Origin of the sequence: Streptosporangium sp. NPDC048047 (assembly GCF_040653115.1) — a bacterium.
Lineage (GTDB): Bacteria > Actinomycetota > Actinomycetes > Streptosporangiales > Streptosporangiaceae > Streptosporangium.
Genome location: NZ_JBEZNH010000011.1, coordinates 56,877 through 80,787, shown reverse-complemented (window position 1 = coordinate 80,787; position 23,911 = coordinate 56,877). Strand labels below are relative to the sequence as shown.

Below are 23,911 nucleotides of genomic sequence, written 5' to 3'. Positions count from 1 at the left end.
GGGCTTCCGGTGCCGCCCGCCGCGGACCCTCAGGAAGAGCCCTGGGGACCGCCGGGCTCGGCGCAGAAGACCACGCCGTCACCGGGGTCCACGGCGACCTCGGCGCGCGCCGCGGGGACGAACGCCGACCGTCCGGCTTCCAGCCGCAGGCCGCCCGCCGTCGCCGTTCCCCGGGTGCACAGCAGGATCCGGGGCAGGCCGCCCGTCAGCCGGGTGACACCGCCCGCCCCCTCGCCTCCCGCCGGCCGCGCGTCCCCGTCCCGCCTACCGTCCCCGTCCCGTCCGCCGTCCCCGTCCCGTCCGCCGTTCCCGTCCGGTCCGCCGTTCCCCGGTCGCTCGGTGCGCGCCTCGATCCGGCGCAGCCGGAACTCCGGCGCCGGGGTGGGATAGAGCCCGCCGGGGCCCGCCTCGACCGCCGCCGGGGCCGCCCCCGGGTCGGTGACGCGCAGCAGCTCCGGCACATTGAGGGGCTTGGGGGTGAGCCCGGCCCGCATGACGTTGTCGGAGGCTCCCATGATCTCCACGCCGAACCCCCTGAGGTAGCAGTGAAGCACGCCGGCCCCCAGGAAGAGCGCCTGCCCGGGGGCCAGCTCGTGACGTCGCAGCAGGAGCGGGGCCAGGCAGGCGGGGTCGCCGGGGTACAGGCGGGCCAGCCGCGCGACCAGCGCGTAGTCGGGGTGGTGCACGGCCGAGGCCGCCCAGGCGATCCGCTCGGCCGCCTCCCGCCGCTCCAGCAGCGCCGCCAGGGCGTCGAGGAGGGATCCGGCGGCGAGCAGCTCCGTCACCTCCCGTAGTTCGCGGACGCCCAGCCGCCCGACGAGCATCGCGGCCTGGCCTCCGTCGCGGAACCCGGCCAGCGCGGTGAACGGCGTGATCGCGCACACCAGCTCCGGTTTCGGCCAGGGGTCGCCGTAGACACCCCGCGCGTGGCCGTGGGCGGCCTGCTCGGCGGTCGGGTGGACCTGCAGGGACAGCGGCCGGTCGACGGCGATGAGCTTCATCAGGTACGGCAGGCGGCCGCCGTACCGGTCCGCGGTCGCAGCTCCCAGGACGCCGGCCGGGTCGGCGGCGGCGAGTTCGGCCAGCGAGCGCCCGTCGCCGTCCAGCCGCGAGGGCCCGGCGGGGTGGGCGCCGAGCCACATCTCCGCTTCGGGGCCGGGCGCGGGGACCGGCCTGCCGGTGAGCGCGGCGATGTCGGTCCGCGAGCCCCAGGCGTAGTCCTTGACGGGGTTGGCCAGCAGGTGCACGTGATCTCCTCCGGTCAGGGGGCCGGGGGGCGCAGGGGCAGGACGAGGGCGGCGGCGCCGAGCAGGCCGGCGTCGCGGCCCAGGGAGGTGGCGTCCACCCGCAGGCGGCGTGTGAAGCCGAGCCCGGCGTTCTCCGCCACCGCCTGCCGGAGCGGGCCGAACAGCACCGGCCCGGCGGCGGCCACGCCCCCGCCGACGACGACGCGGTCGAGGTCGAGCAGGGCGGCGGCGGTGTGGAAGGCGGTGGCCAGCGCGTCGGCGGCGCGGCTGAAGGCGGCCTGCGCGATCTCGGATCCGGCGCGGGCGCTCGCGGCGAGCGCGCGGGCGTCCGCCCCGGTCCAGCCGCCCGCGCGGGCCCAGCGGACCATGGCGGGCCCGCTGGCGACGGTCTCCACGCACCCGGACGCGCCGCACGGACAGGGATCGCCGCCGGGATCGACGGTGATGTGACCGATGTGCCCGGCGTTGCCGGTCGGACCGAGGTACGGCACGCCGTCCAGGACGAAGCCGCCGCCGACGCCGGTGGAGACCACCACGCCCAGCACCGCGCGGGATCCGGGCCGCCACGGCTCCTCCCCCGGTCCGGACGCCGCCCCGGCCGCCGTCCCCGGCACTCCCGGTGATCCCGGTGCCGCCCCGGCCGCCGTCCCCGGCGGCGTCCCGGCCGCCGCTCCGGGCTCCTCCGGCGTCCCGGGGTCCGCCGGGAAGGTCCCCCGCCACCACTCCCCCAGTGCCATGCACTGGGCGTCGCCGGCCAGCCGTACCGGCCGGCCGGGCAGCATCCGGCCGACGGCGCCGGCCAGGGGGAAGTCCCGCCAGCGGGGGATGTTGACCGGGCTGACCGTCCCGGCGCGCACGTCCAGGGGGCCGGCCGAGCCGATGCCGACCCCCTCGATCGCGTCGGCCGGCACCCGGGCGGTTATCTGCTCGACGACCTGGGCGAGCGCCCGGTCCGGCGAGCCGGCGCCGCTCAGCGGCACCTCGGCGCGGGCGGTCATGCCGCCGTCGGCGGTGACGGCCGCGGCGGCGAACTTGGTGCCGCCGATGTCCAGGGCGAGGACGGTCACCGGCGGGGCTCGTTCACGCAGCGCAGCACCGGGAAGGCGGTCAGCGCGGCCGGGTCGGGGAGGTTCCCGGCGGTGACGTGGAAGACCGCGCTCTCCCCCGGCAGCAGCGTCACCGGCAGGTCGTCCACCCGGGCGCCGGGGTCGAGCCGGTCGGGGAAGAGCGCCAGTTCGCGCAGGACGGTCCGGGCGGTGACCGTCACTCGGTAGCCGTCCCCGGCCGGTTCGGCGCGCGCGTCCCACGCCGCCTCGGGGAAGGCCACCCGGGTGTCCTCGTCGTAGAAGGACACCGCGCGCGTCTCGCCCAGGCGGGCGACGAGCAGTTCGGCGGCCGGGTCGCCGGGGTCCGCCACGGCGGCGGGCAGCGGGAGGCGGGTGACGGAGCGGGGGGCGACGGTCACCCCGGCGGTCTCCTCGGCCAGCACCTTCCCGGAGACGTCGTGCCGGACCAGCGACAGCTCGCCGTGCCACGGTTCGGCCGAGTCGTTGACCAGCGCGACCTCGCCGTCGATGACGGCGAGCAGCCGGTCGGCGTAGACGCGGCGCAGCGCGTACCACAGGGGCTTGCGGCGGCCGTCGCCGTCGACGGCGGCCCAGGAGGTGACCGGCCAGCAGTCGTTGAGCTGCCAGACGACGCTGCCGGTGCAGTGCGGGGCCAGCGCGCGGAAGCGGGAGACGCCGAACTCGATGGCCCGCGCCTGGTTGAGCTGGGTCAGGTAGTGCCAGTCGTCGAAGTCCCGAGGCCGGGGCAGGTGCTCGCCCAGGCCGCGCAGCAGCTTGTCGTTGCCGTCGATCGCCTTCTGGTGGTGCAGCACCAGGGGCGCGTCGGAGGCCAGCTCGCCGCCGATCGCCCTGCGCATCGTGGCGTACGTCGCCGGGCCCTGGAATCCGAACTCGGCGGCGAAGCGGGGGCGGTAGGCGGCGTAGCGGGTGTAGTCCTCGCGGTTCCACACGTCCCAGATGTGCAGGGTGCCGCGTGAGGGGTCGTTGGGCGGCAGATCGGGGGCGCCGGAGTAGGGACTGCCGGGCCAGTAGGGCCGGGTCGGGTCGAGCTCGGCGACCACCCGCGGCAGCAGGTCGTAGTAGAAGCCCGCGCCCCAGCTCCGGCCTTCGAGCCTCTCCTGCCAGCCCCAGTCGGCGTGGCCCTCGATGTTCTCGTTGTTGCCGCACCACAGCACCAGGCTGGGGTGGCTCGCCAGCCGGGTGACGTTCTCCCTGGCCTCGGCCTCCACCTCCGAGCGGAACGGCTCCTCCTCGGGGTAGGCGGCGCAGGCGAACGGGAAGTCCTGCCAGACGAGCAGGCCGAGCTCGTCGGCCAGGTCGTAGAAGTCGTCGCTCTCGTACAGGCCGCCGCCCCAGACCCGCAGGAGGTTCACGTTCGCTCCGGCGGCCTGGGTGAGGCGCTCCCGGAGGCGCTCGCGGGTGACGCGGTTCGGGAAGCAGTCGTCGGGGATCCAGTTGACGCCGCGCACGAACACCGGCTCGCCGTTGATCCGCAGGCCGAACGCCTCGCGGTCCAGCTCGACGGCGCGGAATCCGATCCTCCGGCTCCACTCCTGGTCGCCCAGGCGCACGGTGAGGTCGTGGCGCGGCTGCCCGCCGTACCCGCGCGGCCACCACAGGTCCGGCTCGGGCACGGTGAGCGTCACCGTGGTCTCCCGCTCACCGGCCGCGAGCCACGTCTGCGCCGCGGCGCCCGCCACGGCGACGTCCAGCGTGAGCGGCTCCTCGCCGGTGCGCTCGACCCTGACGTGCACGTCCACCCGGCCGTCGGTCCCGTCGAGGGTGACCAGCGGGCGCACCTCGGCCAGCCGTGCGCCGCTCCAGCTCTCCAGTCCGATCGGCCGCCAGATCCCGGCGGTGACCACGGTCGGCCCCCAGTCCCAGCCGAAGTTGCACGCCATCTTCCGGATGAACTGGTACGGCTCGGCGTAGGCGCCCGGCCGGTCGCCCAGGGCCGTCCGCCGTTCCTCGGCGTAGTCGTAGGCGGAGCCGAACACCACGGTGAGGGTGTTGCCTCCCTCGCGCAGCAGGTGCCGTACGGGGAAGCGGTAGGAGCGGTGCTGGTTGGCGGTGACGCCGACCGTGACGCCGTTGAGGACGACCGTGGCGACGGTGTCGAGGCCCTCGCAGACGAGGTCGGTCCGCTCGTGCCCGTCCGGCGTCCAGGTGAAGGCGGTCTCGTACCGCCAGGTGGTGCGGCCGATCCAGGTGAGCCGGGTCTCGTTGTCGTCCAGGTAGGGATCGTCGATGATCCCGGCGGCCAGCAGGTCGGTGTGCACGCAGCCCGGTACGGTCGCCGGCACCCCGGCCACCCCGGCCACCCCGGCGCCGGACGGCGCGGCGGCCACCCCGGCCGTCTCGGCGCCGGGCGGTGCGGTGGTCGCCTCGGCGTCACGCGGGACGGCGGTGAGGGTCCAGCCGTCGTGCAGCGGACGGTAGATGCTCAAGCGGTTCTCCTTCTCGCGGCGGTCTCCGGCCCCCCGGGACCGCCGGACGTTCTTCTCAGCGGTCTTCGACGCGGCCCTTGAGGCGACCTTCGGCGCGGTCTTCGGGCCGGTCTTCGCCGCCGCCTTCGGGACGGTCCTCGCCGCAGCCTTCGAGCCTGGCGCACGCCACGAAGTGGTCCTCCTCGGCCTCCGCGAGGCCGCCGGTGACGGCACCGGCGGCGCCGCCGTCGTGGTAGACGCAGGAGGTGACCGGCTCGGCGTCCTCCCAGGGGTCGTGCAGGCGCGGCACGGCCGACAGCAGCTGCCGGGTGTAGGGGTGCATCGGGTTGCCGAAGACCTTGTCGGTCGTGCCCATCTCGACGACCGTCCCGTGCCGGAGCACGACGGTCCGCTCGGCCAGGTAGTTGCCCAGCGACAGGTCGTGGGTGATGTACAGCACGCCCAGCCCGCGGCCCTTGATCTCGGCGAGCAGGTTGAGCACGTCGATGCGGGTGGAGGCGTCGAGCATGCTGGTGATCTCGTCGGCGACCAGCAGCTTGAGGTCCAGCAGCAGCGCCCGGGCGATGAGGACGCGCTGGAGCTGGCCGCCGCTGAGCTGGTGGGGATACTTGCCGAGGACCTGGTCGGGGTCGAGCCGCACGTCCCGCAGGGCGGTGCGCACCCGCTCGTCCCACTCCGCGGCGGACGTCGCGGGGAAGTACGCCTCCCTGATCATCTGGAACACCCGGTCGGCCTTGAAGACCGGGTTGAACGAGCTGAAGGGGTCCTGGAAGACGCCCTGGACGTGCCGGTAGTACTCCTTGCCGGGCCGTACCGGGGCGCCGTCGAGGGTGATCGAGCCGGTGGTGACCGGGACGAGGCCGAGGATCATCTTGCCGAGGGTGCTCTTGCCGCTGCCGCTCTCGCCGATCAGCGAGACGACCTGGCCCTCCGGCACGTCGAAGCTCACCCCGCCGACCGCGGTCAGGGTCTTGCCGCCGAAGGCGCCGACCTTGTAGACCTTCGTGACGTTGTCGAGTCTGAGCATCATGCCTTCCAGCAGGCGACGAAGTGGTTGGGCGCGACCTCGGCGGCCGGCGGCTCCTCGGCGCACCGGTCGAAGGCGAGCGGGCAGCGGTCCCGGAAGCGGCACCCCTTGGGCGGGTTCAGCAGCGACGGCGGGCTGCCGGCGATGCCCGACAGCTTCCGGTCGGCGTGGCGCACGCCGACCTCGGGCAGCGAGTCGATGAGCATCCGGGTGTAGGGGTGCCGGGGCGCCTCGACGATCGTCTTGGCCGGCGCCTTCTCGGCCAGCTTCCCCGCGTACATGACCATGATCGTGTCGGCGATCTGGTAGGTCAGCGAGATGTCGTGCGTGATGAAGACCATGCTCTTGACGAACCCGTTGTCGCGGAAGCCGGCCAGCGCCTTGGCCACCGCCTTCTGGGTGGAGACGTCGAGGGCGGAGGTGACCTCGTCGGCGATGAGCAGCGAGGGGTCCAGGAGGGTGGAGACGACCATGACCACGCGCTGCTTCATGCCGCCGGACAGCTCGATCGGGTAGCGGTCCAGCACCTCGTGGGGCAGGCCGACCGCGTCCAGGCGGCCGAGCAGCTTGGCGGTGTCGGGGGTGACGCCGCGGGAGCGCAGCAGCTCGCCCACCATTTTGCCGATCTTGCGGGTCGGGTTCAGCGCGCTCATCGAGTACTGCGGGACGAGCGAGACCTGGTGGAAGCGGAAGTCGTTCATCCTCCGGTCGTCGCCGATGGGCAGCTCGACGCCGTCGAGTTCGACGGTGCCGCCGACGTGGCGCATGCGGCCGTCCATCCGGATGAGGCTCTTGCCGAGAGTGGTCTTGCCGCAGCCGGACTCCCCCGCCAAACCGAGGATCTCGGCGTCCCCCAGCTCGAAGGAGACGCCGTCCAGTGCCCGCACGTCGCCCCGCAGGGTCCGGTAGTGCACCTTCAGATCGCTTACCCGCAGGCTCATGTCTCCCTCAGCTTCGGGTTGAAGACCTCGTCGAGGCCGACGTTGGCGACGTACAGGGCTCCGACGATCGCGGTGATCGCGGCGCCCGGCGGGATGAACCACCACCACATGCCGAGCTGCATGGCGCTCCACTGGCCCGCGTTCTGCAGCATCAGGCCGAGCGAGACGCCCTCGGTGGGGCCGAGACCGATGAAGTCCAGCGACGAGGCGATCAGGATCGAGTTGCCGAACAGCAGGATGAACGTCAGCAGCAGGTAGGAGCTCATGTTCGGCGCGATCTCCCTGGTGATGATCTTCCAGGTGTTCGAGCCGCTCAGCCTGGCCAGGTCCACGAAGTCCCGGCCGCGCAGCGAGAAGGTCTGCGCCCGGATGGCCCGCGCCGCCCACGGCCACGACGTCAGGCCGATGAAGATCGCCTGCGCGGCGACGCTGCGGATGCCGAGGTAGGCGTTGATGATGAGCAGTACGGCCAGCGTCGGGATGACCAGGATGATGTTGGTCAGCATGTTCAGGATCTCGTCGACGAGCCCGCCGCGGAAACCGGCCAGGAACCCGACGACCATCCCGATGAGGGAGGCGACCACGCCGCCTAGCAGGCCCGCGGTGAAGGTGGTGCGCAGGCCGTACACGAACTGGGCGAAGACGTCCTGGCCGAAGGTGGTGGTGCCGAACCAGTACTCCGACGAGGGGCCCTGCATGGGCGGGCCGACGTACTCGTTGGGCGGGGCGGCGATGGTCAGCGGCCCGATCAGACCCAGCAGCAGCAGGACGATGATCACGGCGACGCCGGCGAGGAGCTTGCCGTTGCGCAGCGCGAAGTGCAGCGCCTCGCGGCGTCCGCTGGCCGGGGCGGCGACGTCGCGGGTGGCGACTTCCTGGAGCGCGGTCATGCCTCAGCACCCGCCATTCCCGCCCGCGTCCGAGGATCGACCACGACGTAGACGATGTCGATGATGAAGTTCGCGGCGAGGACGCCGAGGACGATGAACATGAACGTGCCCTGCAGCAGGAAGAAGTCCTGGTTCTGGATGGCCTTGAGGATGAGGCTGCCCAGACCCGGGTAGGAGAAGACGATCTCCGTCACCAGGGCGCCGGCCACCAGCACGCCGAGCTGGAGCGCCAGGCCGGTGATCTGGGGCAGCACCGCGTTGCGGAAGGCGTAGCGCCGGATCAGCCGCTGCGGCGCGCCGAGCGCGGCGAGGTAGGTGGAGTAGTCGGACTCCAGCTCATAGATGATCATGTTGCGCATGCCGATCGCCCAGCCGCCGAGCGCGACGAGGAACAGCGAGGCGAACGGCAGCACCCAGTGGTGCAGCAGGTCGAGCAGGAACTCCCCCGACCAGTTGGGCTGCATGGAGAAGCTGTAGCCGCCGGCGATCGGGAAGAGGCCCGCGACCACGCCGAATCCCCAGGCGAGCAGGACCGCCAGCCACATGTACGGCATCGCGGTCAGGACGTAGCCGATCGGCAGGACGGTGTTGTCCATCAGCTTGCGCCGGGCCGCGTACGCCCCCAGCCGGTTGCCGACGACCCAGCTCAGCAGCACCGACGGGATCATCAGCCCCAGCGTGTACGGCACGGCGCCCATGATGACGTCGCTCACCGGGGTGGGGAACACCCAGATGCTGATGCCGAAGTCGCCGTGCAGCAGCGCCCCCCAGAAGTTGAGGTACTGCCGCCACAGCGGCTGGTCGAAGCCGAAGAGACCGGTGTAGTACTGCTTCATCGCCTCGACGGCCGCGGGCTGGCTGACGTTGGCCCGGGCGACCATGCTGGCGACCGGGTCGCCGGGCATGAACCGCGGGATCATCCAGTTGACCGTGACGGCGACGACGAACGTCAGCCCGTAGACCAGCAGTTTCCTGCCGAAGTATCGACGCACGAGAGAACTCCCGAAAAGGGCCCCTCCTCCCCCCGGAAGGAGGAAAGGGGGAGGAGGGGGCGGAACCGACGGTCAGGAGGCGGGCTGGAGCTGGGTGAGCGTCTCGAAGCCGCCCAGTTCCATCCAGTTACGCCACATGGCCGGCGCGTACTTGGGAGCGTTCGGGGCCGAGGAGGGCCAGTTCTTCCAGACGCTGGTGCTCGACTGGGCCCACAGGCCGTTGTACCAGAGCGGGATGACCGGCAGCTCCTCCAGGTGGATCTTCTGGAGTTCGGCGATCTTCGCCTTCATGCCGGCGATGTCGTCGGTCTTGACCCGGTCGAGCTCCTGCACCAGCTTCCAGGCCTTCTCGTTCTCGTAGCGGCCGAAGTTGACGGTGTTCTGCAGCTTGCGGACCGGGAGCTGGAAGACGTACTCGTAGTACGTCCACGGGGTGTTGGACAGCTGGCGCTCGTTGTTGAGCACCAGGTCGAAATCTCCCTTGCCGCGCTTCTCCACCAGGGCGTTGAAGTCGGGGAAGTCGGCGGTGACGTCGATGCCGGCGGCCTTGGCGCTGGAGGCGATGACGCGGGCGGCCTCCATCCAGTCGGTCCAGCCGGACGGCACGATGAGGGTCAGCTTGATCTTCGAGCCGTCCTTGTTCTCCACCAGCCCGTCGCCGTCGCGGTCCTTGTAGCCGGCGTCGGCCAGCAGCTTCTTGGCCTTGCCGGTGTCGAAGGAGAACCCGGCCGACGACACCGTGGCCTGGTCGACGAACTGCTCCCACTGCGGCAGCAGGCCGGTGGGGCTGGAGGCCTTGACGAGGTTGCCGTAGACGCCCTCGACGATCTTCTTGGTGTCGACCGAGGAGGCGAGGGCCTTGCGGAAGGCCGCGTCGTTCATCGGCTTCTTGGTGGTGTTGGGGACCAGCCAGGCGGTGTTGGCCGAGAGCATGTACGGCGGCTCGTTGTAGAAGGAGGTGATGCCGAAGTTGCCCTTGACGAGGTTGGCCACGCCCGGCAGGAAGTTGTTGCTGAGGTCCAGGCCCTTCTGCAGCAGCATGCCCATCGCGACCTCGTTGCTGGGGGTGGCGATGTCGACGATGTACTTGGGCTTGGGCTCCATGTTCAGGGCGGTCTTGCCCCACCAGTCGTCGCGACGCTGCCAGACGACGCGGTCCTGACTGTGGCTCTTGTAGGTGTAGGCGCCGGTGCCGACGGGGTTCTCGTTGACCCCGTTGAGCACGTCCTCCTCGGACCTGCCGTTCCAGACGTGCTCGGGGACGATGGCGCGGCCGTAGAGGTTGAAATCCCATTCCTGGTAGTTGGCCTCGGAGAAGGTGAAGCGCGCGGTCTGGTCGTCCACCGCCTCGACGCTCTTCAGCCAGTCCCACATGTTGTGGAACGGGATGGTCTCCATCTTGCCGAGCTCATAGGAGTAGACGACGTCCTTGGCGGTCAGCGGCTTGCCGTCCGACCACTTCACCCCGGAGCGGAGCTTGACCTCGTAGGTCTTGTCGTCGGTCCAGCTCCCGCTCTCGGCCAGCCAGGGGACGAGCTTGGCGGCGTTGGGGTCGTAGTGGAACAGCGTCTCGTAGACCAGGCCCTTGGTGCCGGTGGCGGAGTCCCATTCGCGGATCGGGTTGAAGTTGGCCGGCGGCCCCCACTGGGAGCCGGTGGTGTAGAGCGTCTCCTTGCGGGGCAGCGAGCCGCTGTCGCCACCGCCGGGGGCCGCGGCGGGCGCGCTCGCCGCCCCGGAGCCCTGGGCGGCAGGCGTGGTACCGCCGCCACCGGAGCACGCGGCGACGGCCAGGCCCGTCGCCAGGAGCGGGAGGATGATCCGCACCCGGTTTCGCATCTGTCTCTCCTTCCTCCGCCGCCCGGCGGAGGTCTGAACGTCGTTCCAGGCCCCCGATGGATCGGCCCGCGGGAGCGTAGCCCCCGCGGGCCTCGTGGGAGCGCTCCCAGTGCGTCGCGAAAACACGCTCCCCGTCTTCGGGCCGGTGGATGGTGTCGCAACCCGCGCCACACCCGCCGACGTGCCGGCCTGCGGGCCGGACCGCTCCGGGATGCGACTGAACCGGATAAGTACCGAGAACGTAAATTCCGCGTGTCCGGCATGTCAAGAGCCGTGACTCCTTCGAGACGTCCCGCCGCGCGCCCTGTCCGCGCCCCGGCCGGGTCACGCGCGCCGAACAGCGGTGGCACCGGGCGACCCGCCGCCCGCCCACCCGTCCTGGCGGCGGTCCCACCTGTCTGTGGGCACGGGCGCGCAGGTAGTAGGGTGCGCGTGGACATCAGAACCGAACCGATTCAGTCAGGAGGGCGTCGTGAAGCGGCCGACGATCGCCGACATCGCCCGCCGGGCCGGTGTCTCCAAGGTGGCGGTCTCCTACGCGCTGAACGACCGCCCCGGGGTGTCGGAGGCCAAGCGGGCGATGATCAAGGCCATCGCCCAGGAGATCGGCTGGCGGCCCAACAGCGCCGCGCGGGCGCTGAACGGCGCGCGGGCGCGCAGCGTGGGGCTGGCCGTGTGCCGCCCGGCGCGCGTCCTCGGCATGGAGCCGTTCTTCATGGAGCTGATCAGCGGCATCGAGAGCGAGCTGTCTGCCCGCTCCTACGGGCTCATGCTGCAGGTGGTGACCGACCACGAGCAGGAGATGGAGACCTACCGCCGCTGGTGGGGCGAGGGCCGCGTCGACGGCGCCATCCTGGTCGACCTGCACTTCGCCGACCCGCGCATCCCCGAACTGGAGACGTTCGGCATGCCCGCCGTGGTGCTCGGCCACCCCTCGGAGGCGGGCTCGCTGGTCCCCGTCTGGTCCGACGACGCCGCCCCCGTCCATGAGACCGTCCGGTATCTCGCGGCGCTCGGCCACCGCCGCGTCGCCCGCGTCGCCGGGCTGCCCCGGCTGGTCCACACCGTCCTGCGCGACCGGGCGTTCACCGCCGTCTGCACGGAGCTGGGCCTGGACGACCAGGTCATCGTGCACACCGACTACACCGGCGAGGAGGGCGCCCGCGCCACCCGCCGCCTGCTCAGCTCCCCCGGACGGCCCACCGCGATCATCTACGACAACGACATCATGGCCGTCGCCGGTCTGTCCGTCGCCCAGGAGATGCGCCTGGACGTGCCCGCCGACCTGTCGATCGTGGCCTGGGACGACTCGCCCCTGTCCCAGGTCGTACGGCCGGCGCTGACCGCGCTGACCCGTGACATCCCGGCCTACGGCGCCCACGCCGCGCGCACCCTGCTCTCGCTGATCGCCGGGGAGCACGCCCCGGCGATCGAGGACGAGGCGTCCCGGCTCGCCCCCCGGGCCAGCACCGCCCCTCCCCCGCCCACGGCCTGACGCCCGCCTGTGCACCGTCCGTGCGACGGCTACGGCATGCGCGTCCGGGCGAGCCCTCGACCTGACCTGAAGGCCGCCAGGCCGCCGAACCCGGCGGGCAGAGGGTGTAAGGCGATCTCATGACGTGACCACGCTTGACCTTGACACTGTGCCAAGGTCTTCGATGACACCGAGGAGGTGGTCCCGATGGCCATGGCGAAACAGGACACGGATGGGATCCGGGCTTCGCGGGGACTGGAGGACGGCGACTCGTCGGTGCGGCTGCGGGCGGCGCTGGCGGTCGGCACGGTCCCCGACCCATCGTTCGTGGACAAGCTCATCGAACGATGCGCGATCGAGCCCGAGTTCTATGTACGTGACATGCTGACATGGGCGCTCACCCGCCACTCGGCATCGATGACGGTCCCGAAGCTCATCGACGAACTCCGTTCGGAGCGTGCGCAGGCCCGGAGCCAGGCGTTGCACACGCTGTCCAAGATCGGAGATCGGCGGGCGTGGCCCGCGATCACACGGGCGCTTCTGTCCGATGCCGACGACGAGGTGGCGCGGAGCGCCTGGCGGGCAGCGGTCGTGCTCGTACCCGAAGGTGAGGAGTCCGGGTTGGCCGCGGTGCTGGCGACACAGTTCGGACGCGGCGGGCGTGAGACGCAGCTGAGCCTCAGTCGTGCGCTGATCGCGCTCGGTGAGGTGATCACGCCGACCCTGCATGCCGCCATGACGGACCTCGATCCGCGGGTGCGCGCTCACGCGATGGCCACGGAGCGGCTGTTGCGCGACCCCGATGCCGGGTTCGAGTTCGCGATCGGGGAGGCGAAACGCATCGTGGCCCTGGGGGGCACCGGCAAGGAGGAGTGATGGGCAGTGTTGATCGGTGATGTGGCACGGCGGTCCGGGGTCAGCGCCCGCATGCTCAGGCATTACGACTCGCTCGGCCTGGTGCGGCCGACGGGTCGTACCGGGGCCGGTTATCGGGAGTACTCCGACGAGGACATCCGGCGGATCTTCCACATCGAGAGCCTGCGGTCATTGGGACTGTCGTTGCGTGAAGTCGGCCGTGCGCTCGTTGATCCCGACTTCACGCCCTCGGAGCTCGTCGACGACCTCATCCGCCAGACGCGGGAACGCATCGCAGCCGAGACGGATCTGCTCACCCGGCTCCGCCGGATCGGTGCCGCGGAACCCGCGGGCTGGGAGGACGTCCTCCAGATCGTCGCGCTCCTCCGGGACTTGGGGGCGAAGAGCGCCAGCAGGCGCCAGCGCGCGGCCCTGTCCTCGGCCGGAGAGGTTCCGGTGCCGGTGGAAGCGCTGGTCGAGGCGGCGCTGAGCGAGACGGACCCGAACGTCTCCGGAGCCCTCCGGTGGGCTCTGGCGCGATCGGGCGGCGATGGATTGGCGCTGCTGGCGGAGGGCCTCGGCTCACCAGCGGCCGAGGTACGCAAACGTGCCGTCCGGTCCATCGCCGAGATTCCGGGTGATGAGGCGACCGCGCTGCTACGGGAGACCCTCGCGGACCCCGACATCGTGGTCCGCGGGCATGCGGCTCTGGCACTCGGGGCACGCGGAGTGACCGACGCGGTCCCGACGCTCATCGACATGGTCGTCGAGGGGACGCACGACGTCGACGCGGCCGACGCGCTGAGCGCGCTGGCGAGTCGTCCCGCGTCGGCGGACCGGATCGCCGCCATGCTCATTGACCGCCTCGCCCACGGCGCCGTCGAACCGTCCGCACGTCCACGGCTGACACAGGCGCTCGCGGACATCCCGGGGGCTGAGGCATCACAAGCCCTCGCGGATCTGTCACACGACGAAGACCGTGTCGTCGCACTTACCGCAGCATACGTTCTCGGGATACGCGACGCGCGATAGCGGATCTTCCCTGGGGCGCTGTGCGCCCCGGGCAGACCCGATCCACGGAGCGGCACCGGCGCGGCCCCTTCGCCCGCAGCGGTGACCTGTCGGTGCCGTTGCCTAAGGTGTTGACTCATGGAGGCATCCGTCGAGCAGCTGGTGTACGTCCGCGAGGACGAGTACACCGTCGCCCGGATGAGCGCCGACGACGGCTCGGGCTTCGTCGCCTCGGGCCGCGCCCTGGCCGGAGCGCAGCCCGGGGAGACGCTCCGGCTCACCGGGCGGTGGGACGAGCACCCCCGGCACGGCAGGCGCTTCGTGGTCGACGGCTGCGAGCGGATCACACCGTCCGGCGTCCGGGCGATCCGCCTCTACCTCGGCTCGGGCCTGATCCGCGGCATCGGGCCGCGGCTGGCCCACGCCATCGTCGACCACTTCGGCGAGGAGACGCTGAAGATCATCGACGCCGAGCCCGAGCGGCTCCGCGAGGTCGTCAACATCGGCCCGACCCGGCAGGGCCAGATCACCGAGGCGTGGCGCGAGCAGAAGGCGATCGCCGCGCTCATGGTCGTCCTGCAGGGCTTCGGGATCAGCCCGCTGCTGGCCGCCAAGGTCTACCAGGCGTTCGGCTCCGACTCCGCCGCCATCCTGTCCGCCGACCCCTACCAGCTCATCGGCCAGGTCAGGGGGGTCGCGTTCGTCACCGCCGACAAGATCGCCCTGCAGTCGGGGGTGCCGGAGTGCAGCCCGCAGCGGATCAGGGCGGCGATCCTCGACCGGCTGGAGGCGGCGGCGGCCGGCGGCGGGCACTGCTACCTGTCGGTGACCGCCCTCGTCACCCAGACGATGGAGCTGGTCGGCCAGGACGAGGACGTCGTCCGGAGGATGGTCGACGCCCTGGTGGCCGACCGCCGGGTGGTGGTCGAGGCGTCCCTCGACGGCGCCGGCCGTACCGTCGCCTACCTCGCCTACCTCCACGACCGCGAGCTGCGGCTGACCACCCACCTGACGCGGCTCTGGCAGGCGCCCTCGGAGCTCCCCCTGCGCGCCTTCCACGAGGACCCCGCGCTGCACGAGGATCAGCGGATGGCGGTGAACATGGCGCTGACCAGTACCGTCTCGATCATCACCGGCGGTCCCGGCTGCGGCAAGAGCCACACCGTCCGCACCATCGCCCGGGTGGTGCGGGCCGCGGGCGGCTCGGTGACCCTCACCGCGCCGACCGGCAAGGCCGCCAAGCGGCTGTCGGAGCTGGTCGGCATGCCCGCGATGACCGTGCACCGGATGCTGGCCCATCGGCCCGACGAGGAGGAGGGCACGCTGTTCCAGGAGACGCCCGCGCGGGCCGACCTGATCGTGGTCGACGAGGCGTCCATGCTGGACCTGCACCTGGCCACCCGCCTGACCGCGGCCATCCCCTCCGGCAGCCACCTGCTGCTGGTCGGCGACGGCGACCAGCTCCCCAGCATCGGCCCCGGCAGCGTGCTGGCCGACCTGCTGCGCGTCGAGGAGATCCCGCGGGTACGGCTGACGCACGTCTTCCGCCAGGCCGAGGGCAGCGGGATCATCGAGGCCGCCCACCGGATCCGGGCCGGTGAGGTGCCGGCGGTCCCCGGCGGCGGCGGTTTCTGGTTCGAGGAGCTCGACGACCCCGAGCAGGTCGCCGAGCGGGTGGTCCACCTGGCGACGGTGGCGATCCCCCGCAAGCAGAAGGTGGACCCGGGCGAGGTGCAGGTGCTGTGCCCGATGCGCAGGGGCCCCACCGGCACCGTCGAGCTGGGCCGGATGATCCAGGAGCGGCTCAACCCCGCCCGCGACGGCACGGCCGAGCACTGGGCGGGCTCCACGGTCTTCCGCGTCGGCGACCGCGTCATGCCGATCCGCAACAACTACGACAAGGGCGTCTTCAACGGTGAGACCGGCACGGTCACCGAGGTCGTCCCGGAGAGCCGGATCGTCGAGATCCGCACCGACGACGGCCAGGTCGTCGAGTACGGCTTCGACGAGCTCGACGAGCTGACCCACGCCTACGCCGTCAGCGTGCACCGCTCGCAGGGCAGCGAGTACCCGTTCGTGGTGGCGCCGATCGTCGCCGAGGCCGGGGGCGTCATGCTGCGCCGCCGGCTGCTCTACACCCTGGTCACCCGGGCGAAGGCGTGGGTGGTCCTGGTCGGCCGGCGCGAGGCGCTGGAGACGGCGGTCCACCGGCTCGGCGGGCGCCGCAACACCGGCCTCGCCCGCCGCCTCGCCCTGGCGCTCCAGGGCTGACCGCCCGGTTCCTCCCGTGCGGGTCCCGGCCGAGCGGATTCCGGGCCGCACGAGTTTCGAACCGCACAAGGCTCAGGCCGCACGAGGCTCGAACCGCACGAGGTTCGGGCCGCACGGACCCCGGCCGTATGGGGTCGGGACCGCGCGAGGTCCGGAGCGGTCCGGGCCCGCCGTACGGCGTCGCCGGTTTCCGCTGGCGTGCGAATCTCGTCCCGCGGACCGGAACGAGTTGGCCCGGACGGGGGCGGCCGGGCTAACCTTGATCCGGAAAGGCCGAGAGGCGCTGCAACGGGCCAAGACCCGCCACGCTCGGTCCCCTACCTGTTCGACAAGGGCGCCTCCGACAACGGAGGTGAGCCTATGAACATGTCCTCAGCCGGCGAGAACGCCCGTGAGAACGCTCCCGGGACCGCCCGCGACACCGCTCCCGGCGCCCCCGCGGACGCCTCCGCCGGCGCCCCCGCCTCCGGCGGCGCGCCGGACGCGGCGGTGACCCGGGCGGCCGGCCGGACCCGCGCGCTGCGCGAGCTGCTGGACCGGCGGATCGCCGTGCTCGACGGGGCGTGGGGCACGATGCTGCAGGGCGCCGGGCTCACCCCCGCCGACTACCGCGGCGAGATCCTGGGCGACCACCCGCTCGACGTGACCGGCGACCCCGACCTGCTGAACCTCACCCGCCCCGACCTCGTCCTCGACGTCCACCGCCGCTACCTCGCCGCGGGCGCGGACATCACCACGACCAACACCTTCACCGCGACGAGCATCGGCCAGGCCGACTACGGCCTGCAGTCGCTGGTGCGGGAGATGAACGTGCGGGGCGCCCAGATCGCCCGTCAGGCCGCCGACGAGGCCGGAGGCCGGTTCGTGGCCGGCTCGGTCGGCCCGCTGAACGTCACGCTCTCGCTGTCGCCGCGCGTGGATGACCCCGCCTACCGGGCGGTCACGTTCGACGACGTGTACGCCGCCTACGCCGAGCAGATCGGCGCGCTGGCCGAGGGCGGCGTCGACCTGCTGCTGATCGAGACGATCTTCGACACGCTCAACGCCAAGGCCGCGGTCGCCGCGGCCCGCGACGTCGCCCCGCACCTGCCGCTGTGGATCTCGGTGACGATCGTGGACCTGAGCGGGCGCACGCTGTCGGGCCAGACCGTGGAGGCGTTCTGGACCTCGGTCGCGCACGCCGAACCCCTGGTCGTGGGGGTGAACTGCTCGCTGGGCGCCGAGGAGATGCGCCCGCACGTCGCCGAGCTGTCGCGCCTGGCCGGCACGTACGTGGCCTGCCACCCCAACGCCGGGCTGCCGAACGCCTTCGGCGGCTACGACCAGACGCCCGAGGAGACCGCCGGGCTGCTCGGCGAGTTCGCCGCGGCCGGGACGGTGAACATCGTGGGCGGCTGCTGCGGGACCACACCGGGCCACATCGAGCGGATCGCCGGCGCGGTGTCCCGGCTCGACCCGCGCCGGGTCCCGGGGCCGCCCGCGCGGACCCGTCTCAGCGGGCTGGAGCCGTTCGAGATCGGCGAGGACACCGGTTTCGTGATGATCGGCGAGCGCACCAACGTCACCGGCTCGGCGCGGTTCCGCCGCCTCATCGAGGCGGGCGACCACCAGGCCGCCGTGGACGTCGCGCTGGAGCAGGTGCGCGGCGGCGCCAACCTCCTCGACGTGAACATGGACGCCGACCTGCTCGACAGCGAGCGGGCCATGACGACGTTCCTGAACCTGATCGCGACCGAGCCGGAGGTGGCCCGCGTCCCGATCATGATCGACAGCTCGCGGTGGAGCGTGCTGGAGGCCGGGCTCAGGTGCGTGCAGGGCAAGGGCGTGGTCAACTCGATCAGCCTCAAGGAGGGCGAGGAGCCGTTCCTGGCGCAGGCGCGGCACATCCGCGACCACGGCGCCGGCGTGGTCGTCATGGCCTTCGACGAGCAGGGACAGGCCGACACCGTCGAGCGCAAGGTGGAGATCTGCGGCCGCGCCTACGACCTGCTCACGCAGAAGGCGGGCTTCCCCGCCGAGGACATCGTGTTCGACCCGAACGTCCTGGCGGTCGCCACCGGCATCTCCGAGCACAACGGCTACGCCAAGGCGTTCATCGAGGCGCTGCCGCTCATCAAGGAGCGCTGCCCCGGGGTGCGGACCAGCGGCGGCATCTCCAACCTGTCGTTCTCCTTCCGCGGCAACGACGTCGTGCGGGAGGCGATGCACTCGGCGTTCCTCTTCCACGCCGTGCGCGCCGGGCTGGACATGGGCATCGTCAACGCCGGGCAGCTCGCCGTCTACCAGGACATCCCCGCCGACCTGCTGGAGCTCGTCGAGGACGTCATCTTCGACCGGCGTCCCGACGCCACCGACCGGCTGGTCTCGTTCGCCGAGACGGTCAGCGGGAGCGGCACCCGCCGTACGGTGGACCTGTCCTGGCGCGACGCGCCGGTGGAGAAGCGCCTGGCGCACGCGCTCGTGCACGGCGTGGCCGACTTCGTCGAGGAGGACACCGAGGAGGCCCGGCGGCAGGCGGCCCGGCCCCTCGACGTGATCGAGGGCCCGCTCATGGACGGCATGAAGATCGTGGGCGACCTGTTCGGCTCGGGGAAGATGTTCCTGCCGCAGGTGGTCAAGAGCGCGCGGGTGATGAAGCGTTCGGTCGCCTACCTGGAGCCGTTCATGGAGGCGGAGAAGGAGCGGGCGCGGCTCGCGGCGGCCGAGGCCGGTGACGCGGACGCCACGGACGGGACCGCGGCGGGTGGCGCGGACGGCGCGGCTTCGGGCGAGGCCGCTTCGGGCGCCGCGGCCGGCGCCGTGACCGGCGGCACCGCGGCCCGCGCGACCCGTACGGGCGGCATGGCCGGCGACGCCGGGCGGGGCAGCGGCAAGGTGGTGCTCGCGACCGTCAAGGGCGACGTGCACGACATCGGCAAGAACATCGTGGGCGTCGTCCTGGGCTGCAACAACTACGAGGTCGTCGACCTCGGCGTGATGGCTCCCGCCTCGCTCATCCTCGACACCGCGGTCGCCGAGGGCGCCGACGCCGTCGGCCTGTCGGGGCTGATCACCCCGTCGCTGGACGAGATGACCTCGGTCGCCGCCGAGATGGAGCGCCGCGGGATGCGGCTGCCGCTGCTGATCGGCGGCGCCACGACCTCGCGCCAGCACACCGCGGTGCGCATCGCCCCCGCCTACGGCGGCTCGGTGGTCCACGTGCTCGACGCCTCCCGGGTGGTCGGCGTGGTCTCCGACCTGCTGGACCCGGGCCGCGCCGAGGAGCTGGATGTGGCCAACCGCGCCGAGCAGGAGCGGCTGCGCGAGCAGCACGCCTCCCGGGAGCGCAGCCCGATGCTGACGCTGGCGCGGGCCCGCGCCAACCCCGAGCGGGTCTCCTTCGACGACCTGCCCGTGCCCGCCTTCACCGGCGTCCGCGTCGTCGAGCCCGGCCTGGCCGAACTCCGCGAGATGATCGACTGGCAGTTCTTCTTCCTGGCCTGGGAGCTGAAGGGCAAGTATCCGGCGATCCTCGACCAGCCGGTGGCACGCGAGCTGTTCGACGACGCCAACACGCTGCTCGACGAGATCATCGCCGCGGGCACGCTGCGGGCGCGGGGCGTCTACGGCTTCTGGCCGGCCCGCTCCGAGGGCGACGACCTCGTGGTGGACACCGGTGACACCGATGACACCGCTGGCGGCGCCGTGCGGCTGCCGATGCTGCGCCAGCAGACCGCCAAGCCCGAGGGGCGGCCCAACCGGTGTCTCGCCGACTACGTGGCCCCGGCCGGTGACCACCTCGGCGGCTTCGCCGTGACCGTGCACGGCGCCGAGGAGCTCGCCGCCGGGTTCGAGGCCGACAACGACGACTACCGGTCGATCATGGTCAAGGCCCTCGCCGACCGGCTCGCCGAGGCGTTCGCCGAGTGGGTCCACCTGCGGGCCCGGCGCGAGTGGTTCGAACCGGACGCCGACCCGTCGCTCGCCGAACTGCACGCGGAGCGGTTCCGCGGCATCCGGCCCGCGTTCGGCTATCCGGCGAGCCCCGACCACAGCCAGAAGCTCGACCTGTTCGACCTGCTGGGCGCCCGGCGGATCGGCATGGACCTGACGGAGTCCTTCGCGATGACCCCGGCCGCCAGCGTCAGCGGGCTGATGTTCGCCCACCCGGCGTCGCGGTACTTCACCGTCGGGCGGCTGGGCAGGGACCAGATCGAGGACTACGCGGTACGGCGCGGCCTTCCGGTCGCCGAGATCGAGCGCTGGCTGCGCCCCAACCTCGCCTACGGCGGCTGACCCTCCGGTCCTCCTCCGGTCCTCCTCCGCGCCGCCGCCGTCCCGCCGGACGGCGGCGGCCGGACCTCGTCAGACGATCCCGCCGTTCGCGCGCACGACCTGCCCGTTGACCCAGTGCCCGGCCGGGCTCGCCAGGAAGGCGACGACCTCGGCGATGTCATCCGGGGTGCCGAGTCGTTCCAGCGGGGGCTGCTTGGCGAGCCGTTCGATCGTGGCCTCGTCCTTGCCGTCGAGGAACAGGTCGGTGGCGGTCGGGGTGAGCCAGCCCGTGCTCTACCGCCTGTTCGGTGACAAGCGAGGACTCCTCGACGCCGTCGCCGACCACGGGTACGAGCGGTACGCCGCGCTCAAGGCCGCCCAGGAGCGGACGGACGACCCGGTGGCCGACCTGCTCGCCGGCTGGGACGGCCACATGGCGTTCGCGAGGGAGAACCCGGCGCTGTACCAGCTGATGTTCACCCCCCGGCCGTGGTCCCGCTCGACCGCCCGTGACCGCGTCTTCGACCTGCCGGAGGCCACGCTCGTACGGTGCGCCGCGACGGGCGCGTTGCGGGTCGGGCCGCGGACCGCCGCCCAGCTGGTCCTGTCGGCCACCGTCGGGATCGCCCTCGACCACATCGCCAGGCCGGACCTGTTCGACGACCCCGCGCTGTCACACCGCATGCGCGACGCCGTCTTCTCGCACGTGCTCGCCGAGACGGGCGTCCAGGACGACGCGGACCCGCTGCGCACCGCCGCGCTGCGCCTGCACGCGCAGCTTCTCCTCTCCGGCACCGAAGCCCTCGAACCGGCCGAGACCACCCTCCTGCTGCGCTGGCTCGAACGCATCACCCGCCCCGGCCCGGCGTGACGGCCGCGCGTCCGCCCTCCTGGTGGAATCTCGGCGAGAAAGGCGGGAACCGCGCTCCCCGGTTGATCGTTTCAGCGTACGGTTCACCACGCAGGACGTCACAGGGAGAGGAAGCCGTGATCTTCAAGCGCATGTTGGGGGCCCTGGGGGTCGGGGGTCCGTCAGTGGACACGGTCCTGGCCACGCCGCGCGTACGGCCGGGCGGGCCGCTGCGCGGCGAGGTGCGGATCAAGGGCGGTGACTTCGACACCGACATCCAGTACGTCGCGCTGAGCCTGGTCACCCGGGTGGAGGCCGAGCACGGCGAGGGCGAGCACGTCGGGCTGATGGAGTTCCTGCGCGCCGAGGTCTCCGGGGCGTTCCGGCTGCGCGCCGGCGAGGACCGCGTCATCCCCTTCGAGCTCCCCGTCCCGTGGGAGGCGCCGATCACCGAGATCCACGGTCAGCGCCTGCACGGCATGGCGATGGGCGTGCGCACCGAGCTGGCGGTCGCCGGCGCGGTCGACAAGGGCGACATGGACCCGGTCGAGATCGAGCCGCTGCCCTCCCAGGAGGCGGTCCTGGGGGCCTTCGGCCGACTCGGCTTCCAGTTCAAGAGCGCCGACCTGGAGCAGGGCCACATCTACGGCGCCGACCAGCGGCTGCCGTTCTACCAGGAGATCGAGTTCTACCCGCCGCCCGCCTACTCGGGCCTGGTCAACGAGGTGGAGCTGACCTTCGTCTCCGGTCCCGGCGGCATGGACGTCGTCCTGGAGGCCGACCGGCGCGGCGGCTTCCACGGCTCGGGCGGCGACTCCTTCGGCCGCTGGCGCGTCGGCCACGACGAGGCCGCGCACCGTGACTGGGCCTCCGAGATCAACGGCTGGCTGGCCGCCCTGTCCCAGCACGGCCACGGCGGCGCCCACGGACACGCCGGGCACCATGACCCCTACGCACACGGCGGCCATCACGACCCGTACGCCCACGGCGGGCACCACGGTCATCACGGCGGGCCCGGCCTCGGGGCCGTCGCCGCGGCGGGCGCGGCCGGGCTGGTCGGCGGTTTCGTGGCGGCCGAGATCGTCGACGAGATCGGCGACGCCTTCGAGGGCGACGACGACGGCGGTGACTTCGGCGGCGGCGACTGGGGCGACGACTGATCCGGGCCCCGGCCCCGGCTGACGACCGGGGCCGGGGCCGGTCCGGCACCGTTGCCCCGCCCGCTCATCCGTTCCGTGTGCTCCGGTCGTCCAGCCAGGCACGCCAGGGGTGGGCACCGTGCTCGATCGCCAGCGCCTCGTTCAGCCAGCACCGCTGCACGGCGGTCAACGCGGGCAGCGCCTCGGCGAAGTCCGCCTCGTCCTTGGCCCGCCGCCCCCTGGCCTTGTAGAGCAGCTGAACATCCAGAGCCAGCCGGCGGAAACCGTCGTCGGCGACGGTGAGGGAGTCCAGTGGACGGCGGATGCGTCCGTCGCGGCGGTAGACCCATTCGTCTCCGTCGGACTCGTCCAGCATCAGCTGGAAGCGCCAAGGGCCTCCGGCGTGTTCGCGCACCCATACGTCGTGTGCATCGACCGGCAGGGTCTCCCCGACCGGCCAGGGCCGCAGGGTGCCCGGCGGGTCGGCGACGTGACAGTCCCAGCCGGACAGCACGCGACGGATCGCGTGCTGGTCGCGGCGCAGCAGGCCGATGTCGACGTCGGCGTGCTCCCGCCAGGACCGGCCGGCTGCCAGTTCCACGGCGTAGCCTCCACCGACCCACCAGGGCGCGGCCGATTCCCGGAACAGCCGGACGGCCTCCGTCAGGGGCACCGGCTCCCATGAGTCCTCGACGTGTGTCATCCGGCCATCCTTCCCGATCACCCCGGAGCGATGAAGGCGGTCGGGGAGCCGGCCGACCGCGAAGGTCATGAGGCGATCGGTGAGGTGACCGATCCCGGATGGCGGACCGGCCGGGCCCGGCGTCCGGGCCGGGGGAACGAGGCCGGGACCGGGGCCGGTGGAAGCGGGCCCGGCCCCGGATGACGGCCGGGGCCGGGACCCGGATCCACCGGGGCGGGCCGGCCCCGGCCCGGGATGACGGCCACGGGACGCCGCCCGCCCCAGTCCGGCGGGCGGCGTCCCGGCCGTCCGGTGACGGCGCCGCCGGAGACCTTCACGGGGGAGACCTCCCCTCCGGGGCGCCGTACCGGGTCAGGAGTGGGCGACGAACCGCCCGAACCGGCCCCGGTGGTACAGCAGCGGCAGGTCCCGGTCGTGCACGCTCGCCTCGGCGACCAGGCCGACGACGAGGATGTGGTCGCCCACGTCGACCGTCCGGTGGGGCAGGCAGACCAGGTGGGCGGAGACGTCCTGCAGCAGCGGCGCCCCGAGCGGCCCGGGACGCCACCGGGTGGGTTCGGCGAAACGGTCGACGCCCTTGCCGGCGAACCGCGCGGCCAGTGCCGCCTGGTCGCCGGCGAGGATGTTGACCGCGAAGTGGTCCGCCGCCCGCAGCCGGGGCCAGGTGGCCGAGCCCCGGTCCACGCAGAAGGAGACCAGCGGCGGCTCCAGACTGACCGAGGAGAACGAGGTCGCGGTCAGCCCGGCCGGGATGCCCCCGCTCTGCGCGGTGATCACGACGACCCCCGCGGCGTGTACGGCGAGGGCCCGCCGGAACGTGTCGTGGTCCACGGGCCCGCCCCACGGGGTTTCCGTCGCTCCTCCGCCGACGGGAACGGGCACGATCCGGGATGGCTCCGGCACATCC

At 72.5% G+C, this 23,911-nt stretch carries 17 protein-coding genes and 1 pseudogene; 7 read left to right on the top strand and 11 right to left on the bottom strand.

What is annotated here, in order from left to right; all coding sequences use genetic code 11:
• Nucleotides 1–29: 29 nt before the first annotated feature.
• The 8 genes from manA to AB0D67_RS12530 all read right to left on the bottom strand — a co-directional run bounded on the left by manA (nucleotide 30) and on the right by AB0D67_RS12530 (nucleotide 10,447).
• Complete coding sequence (gene manA / locus AB0D67_RS12565) at nucleotides 30–1,247, bottom strand: mannose-6-phosphate isomerase, class I (protein WP_362933018.1); 1,218 nt, start codon at nucleotides 1,245–1,247, stop codon at nucleotides 30–32.
• A gap of 14 nt (nucleotides 1,248–1,261) precedes the next feature.
• On the bottom strand, nucleotides 1,262–2,314 hold the full coding sequence (locus AB0D67_RS12560) for an ROK family protein (protein WP_362933015.1): 1,053 nt from the start codon (nucleotides 2,312–2,314) through the stop codon (nucleotides 1,262–1,264).
• Nucleotides 2,311–4,761, bottom strand: a complete 2,451-nt coding sequence (locus AB0D67_RS12555) for a glycoside hydrolase family 2 protein (protein WP_362933012.1) — start codon at nucleotides 4,759–4,761, stop codon at nucleotides 2,311–2,313. The genes AB0D67_RS12560 and AB0D67_RS12555 overlap by 4 nt, the downstream gene beginning before the upstream one ends.
• Nucleotides 4,762–4,816: 55 nt before the next feature.
• Nucleotides 4,817–5,788: an ATP-binding cassette domain-containing protein gene (locus tag AB0D67_RS12550; protein WP_362933341.1), complete on the bottom strand. Its 972-nt coding sequence runs from the start codon at nucleotides 5,786–5,788 to the stop codon at nucleotides 4,817–4,819.
• Nucleotides 5,788–6,729, bottom strand: coding sequence for an ABC transporter ATP-binding protein (locus tag AB0D67_RS12545; RefSeq protein ID WP_362933009.1), 942 nt, complete (start codon nucleotides 6,727–6,729; stop codon nucleotides 5,788–5,790). The genes AB0D67_RS12550 and AB0D67_RS12545 overlap by 1 nt, the downstream gene beginning before the upstream one ends.
• A complete protein-coding gene (locus AB0D67_RS12540) occupies nucleotides 6,726–7,619 on the bottom strand; it encodes an ABC transporter permease (protein ID WP_362933006.1) in 894 nt (297 codons plus the stop codon). Before AB0D67_RS12540 ends, AB0D67_RS12545 begins: the two co-directional genes overlap by 4 nt.
• Nucleotides 7,616–8,611: an ABC transporter permease gene (locus AB0D67_RS12535; protein ID WP_362933003.1), complete on the bottom strand. Its 996-nt coding sequence runs from the start codon at nucleotides 8,609–8,611 to the stop codon at nucleotides 7,616–7,618. Before AB0D67_RS12535 ends, AB0D67_RS12540 begins: the two co-directional genes overlap by 4 nt.
• A 72-nt stretch (nucleotides 8,612–8,683) precedes the next feature.
• A complete protein-coding gene (locus AB0D67_RS12530; protein ID WP_362933000.1) occupies nucleotides 8,684–10,447 on the bottom strand; it encodes an ABC transporter substrate-binding protein in 1,764 nt (587 codons plus the stop codon).
• Between the two features lie 472 nt (nucleotides 10,448–10,919).
• Between AB0D67_RS12530 and AB0D67_RS12525 the strand changes: the two genes are divergently transcribed.
• The 5 genes from AB0D67_RS12525 to metH all read left to right on the top strand — a co-directional run bounded on the left by AB0D67_RS12525 (nucleotide 10,920) and on the right by metH (nucleotide 20,333).
• Nucleotides 10,920–11,942: a LacI family DNA-binding transcriptional regulator gene (locus AB0D67_RS12525; protein WP_362932997.1), complete on the top strand. Its 1,023-nt coding sequence runs from the start codon at nucleotides 10,920–10,922 to the stop codon at nucleotides 11,940–11,942.
• Nucleotides 11,943–12,128: 186 nt separating this feature from the next.
• Nucleotides 12,129–12,797: a HEAT repeat domain-containing protein gene (locus AB0D67_RS12520; protein ID WP_362932994.1), complete on the top strand. Its 669-nt coding sequence runs from the start codon at nucleotides 12,129–12,131 to the stop codon at nucleotides 12,795–12,797.
• A gap of 6 nt (nucleotides 12,798–12,803) precedes the next feature.
• Nucleotides 12,804–13,808: a HEAT repeat domain-containing protein gene (locus AB0D67_RS12515; protein ID WP_362932991.1), complete on the top strand. Its 1,005-nt coding sequence runs from the start codon at nucleotides 12,804–12,806 to the stop codon at nucleotides 13,806–13,808.
• A gap of 117 nt (nucleotides 13,809–13,925) precedes the next feature.
• Complete coding sequence (locus AB0D67_RS12510) at nucleotides 13,926–16,058, top strand: ATP-dependent RecD-like DNA helicase (protein ID WP_362932988.1); 2,133 nt, start codon at nucleotides 13,926–13,928, stop codon at nucleotides 16,056–16,058.
• Nucleotides 16,059–16,418: 360 nt separating this feature from the next.
• Nucleotides 16,419–20,333 (top strand): methionine synthase, encoded by a 3,915-nt coding sequence (gene metH / locus AB0D67_RS12505; RefSeq protein WP_362932985.1) that lies wholly within the window; start codon nucleotides 16,419–16,421, stop codon nucleotides 20,331–20,333.
• A gap of 69 nt (nucleotides 20,334–20,402) precedes the next feature.
• Here the strand turns inward: metH and AB0D67_RS12500 are convergent.
• A pseudogene (locus AB0D67_RS12500) lies at nucleotides 20,403–20,588 on the bottom strand (SDR family oxidoreductase); the annotation flags it as partial.
• Here AB0D67_RS12500 and AB0D67_RS12495 point away from each other — a divergent pair.
• Both AB0D67_RS12495 and AB0D67_RS12490 read left to right on the top strand, forming a co-directional pair.
• Complete coding sequence (locus tag AB0D67_RS12495; protein WP_362932982.1) at nucleotides 20,578–21,183, top strand: TetR/AcrR family transcriptional regulator; 606 nt, start codon at nucleotides 20,578–20,580, stop codon at nucleotides 21,181–21,183. The pseudogene AB0D67_RS12500 and the gene AB0D67_RS12495 sit on opposite strands and share 11 nt — an antisense overlap.
• A gap of 131 nt (nucleotides 21,184–21,314) precedes the next feature.
• Nucleotides 21,315–22,322, top strand: a complete 1,008-nt coding sequence (locus AB0D67_RS12490; protein ID WP_362933338.1) for a sporulation protein — start codon at nucleotides 21,315–21,317, stop codon at nucleotides 22,320–22,322.
• Nucleotides 22,323–22,386: 64 nt separating this feature from the next.
• Here AB0D67_RS12490 and AB0D67_RS12485 read toward each other — a convergent pair whose 3' ends face one another.
• Nucleotides 22,387–23,004 carry an amino acid transporter gene (locus AB0D67_RS12485; RefSeq protein ID WP_362932979.1) on the bottom strand — a complete coding sequence of 206 codons (618 nt, stop codon included), beginning with the start codon at nucleotides 23,002–23,004 and terminating at the stop codon, nucleotides 22,387–22,389.
• Nucleotides 23,005–23,355: 351 nt separating this feature from the next.
• Entirely contained in the window at nucleotides 23,356–23,835 is a 480-nt protein-coding gene (locus AB0D67_RS12480; RefSeq protein ID WP_362932976.1) for a flavin reductase family protein, read from the bottom strand.
• Nucleotides 23,836–23,911 lie beyond the last annotated feature (76 nt).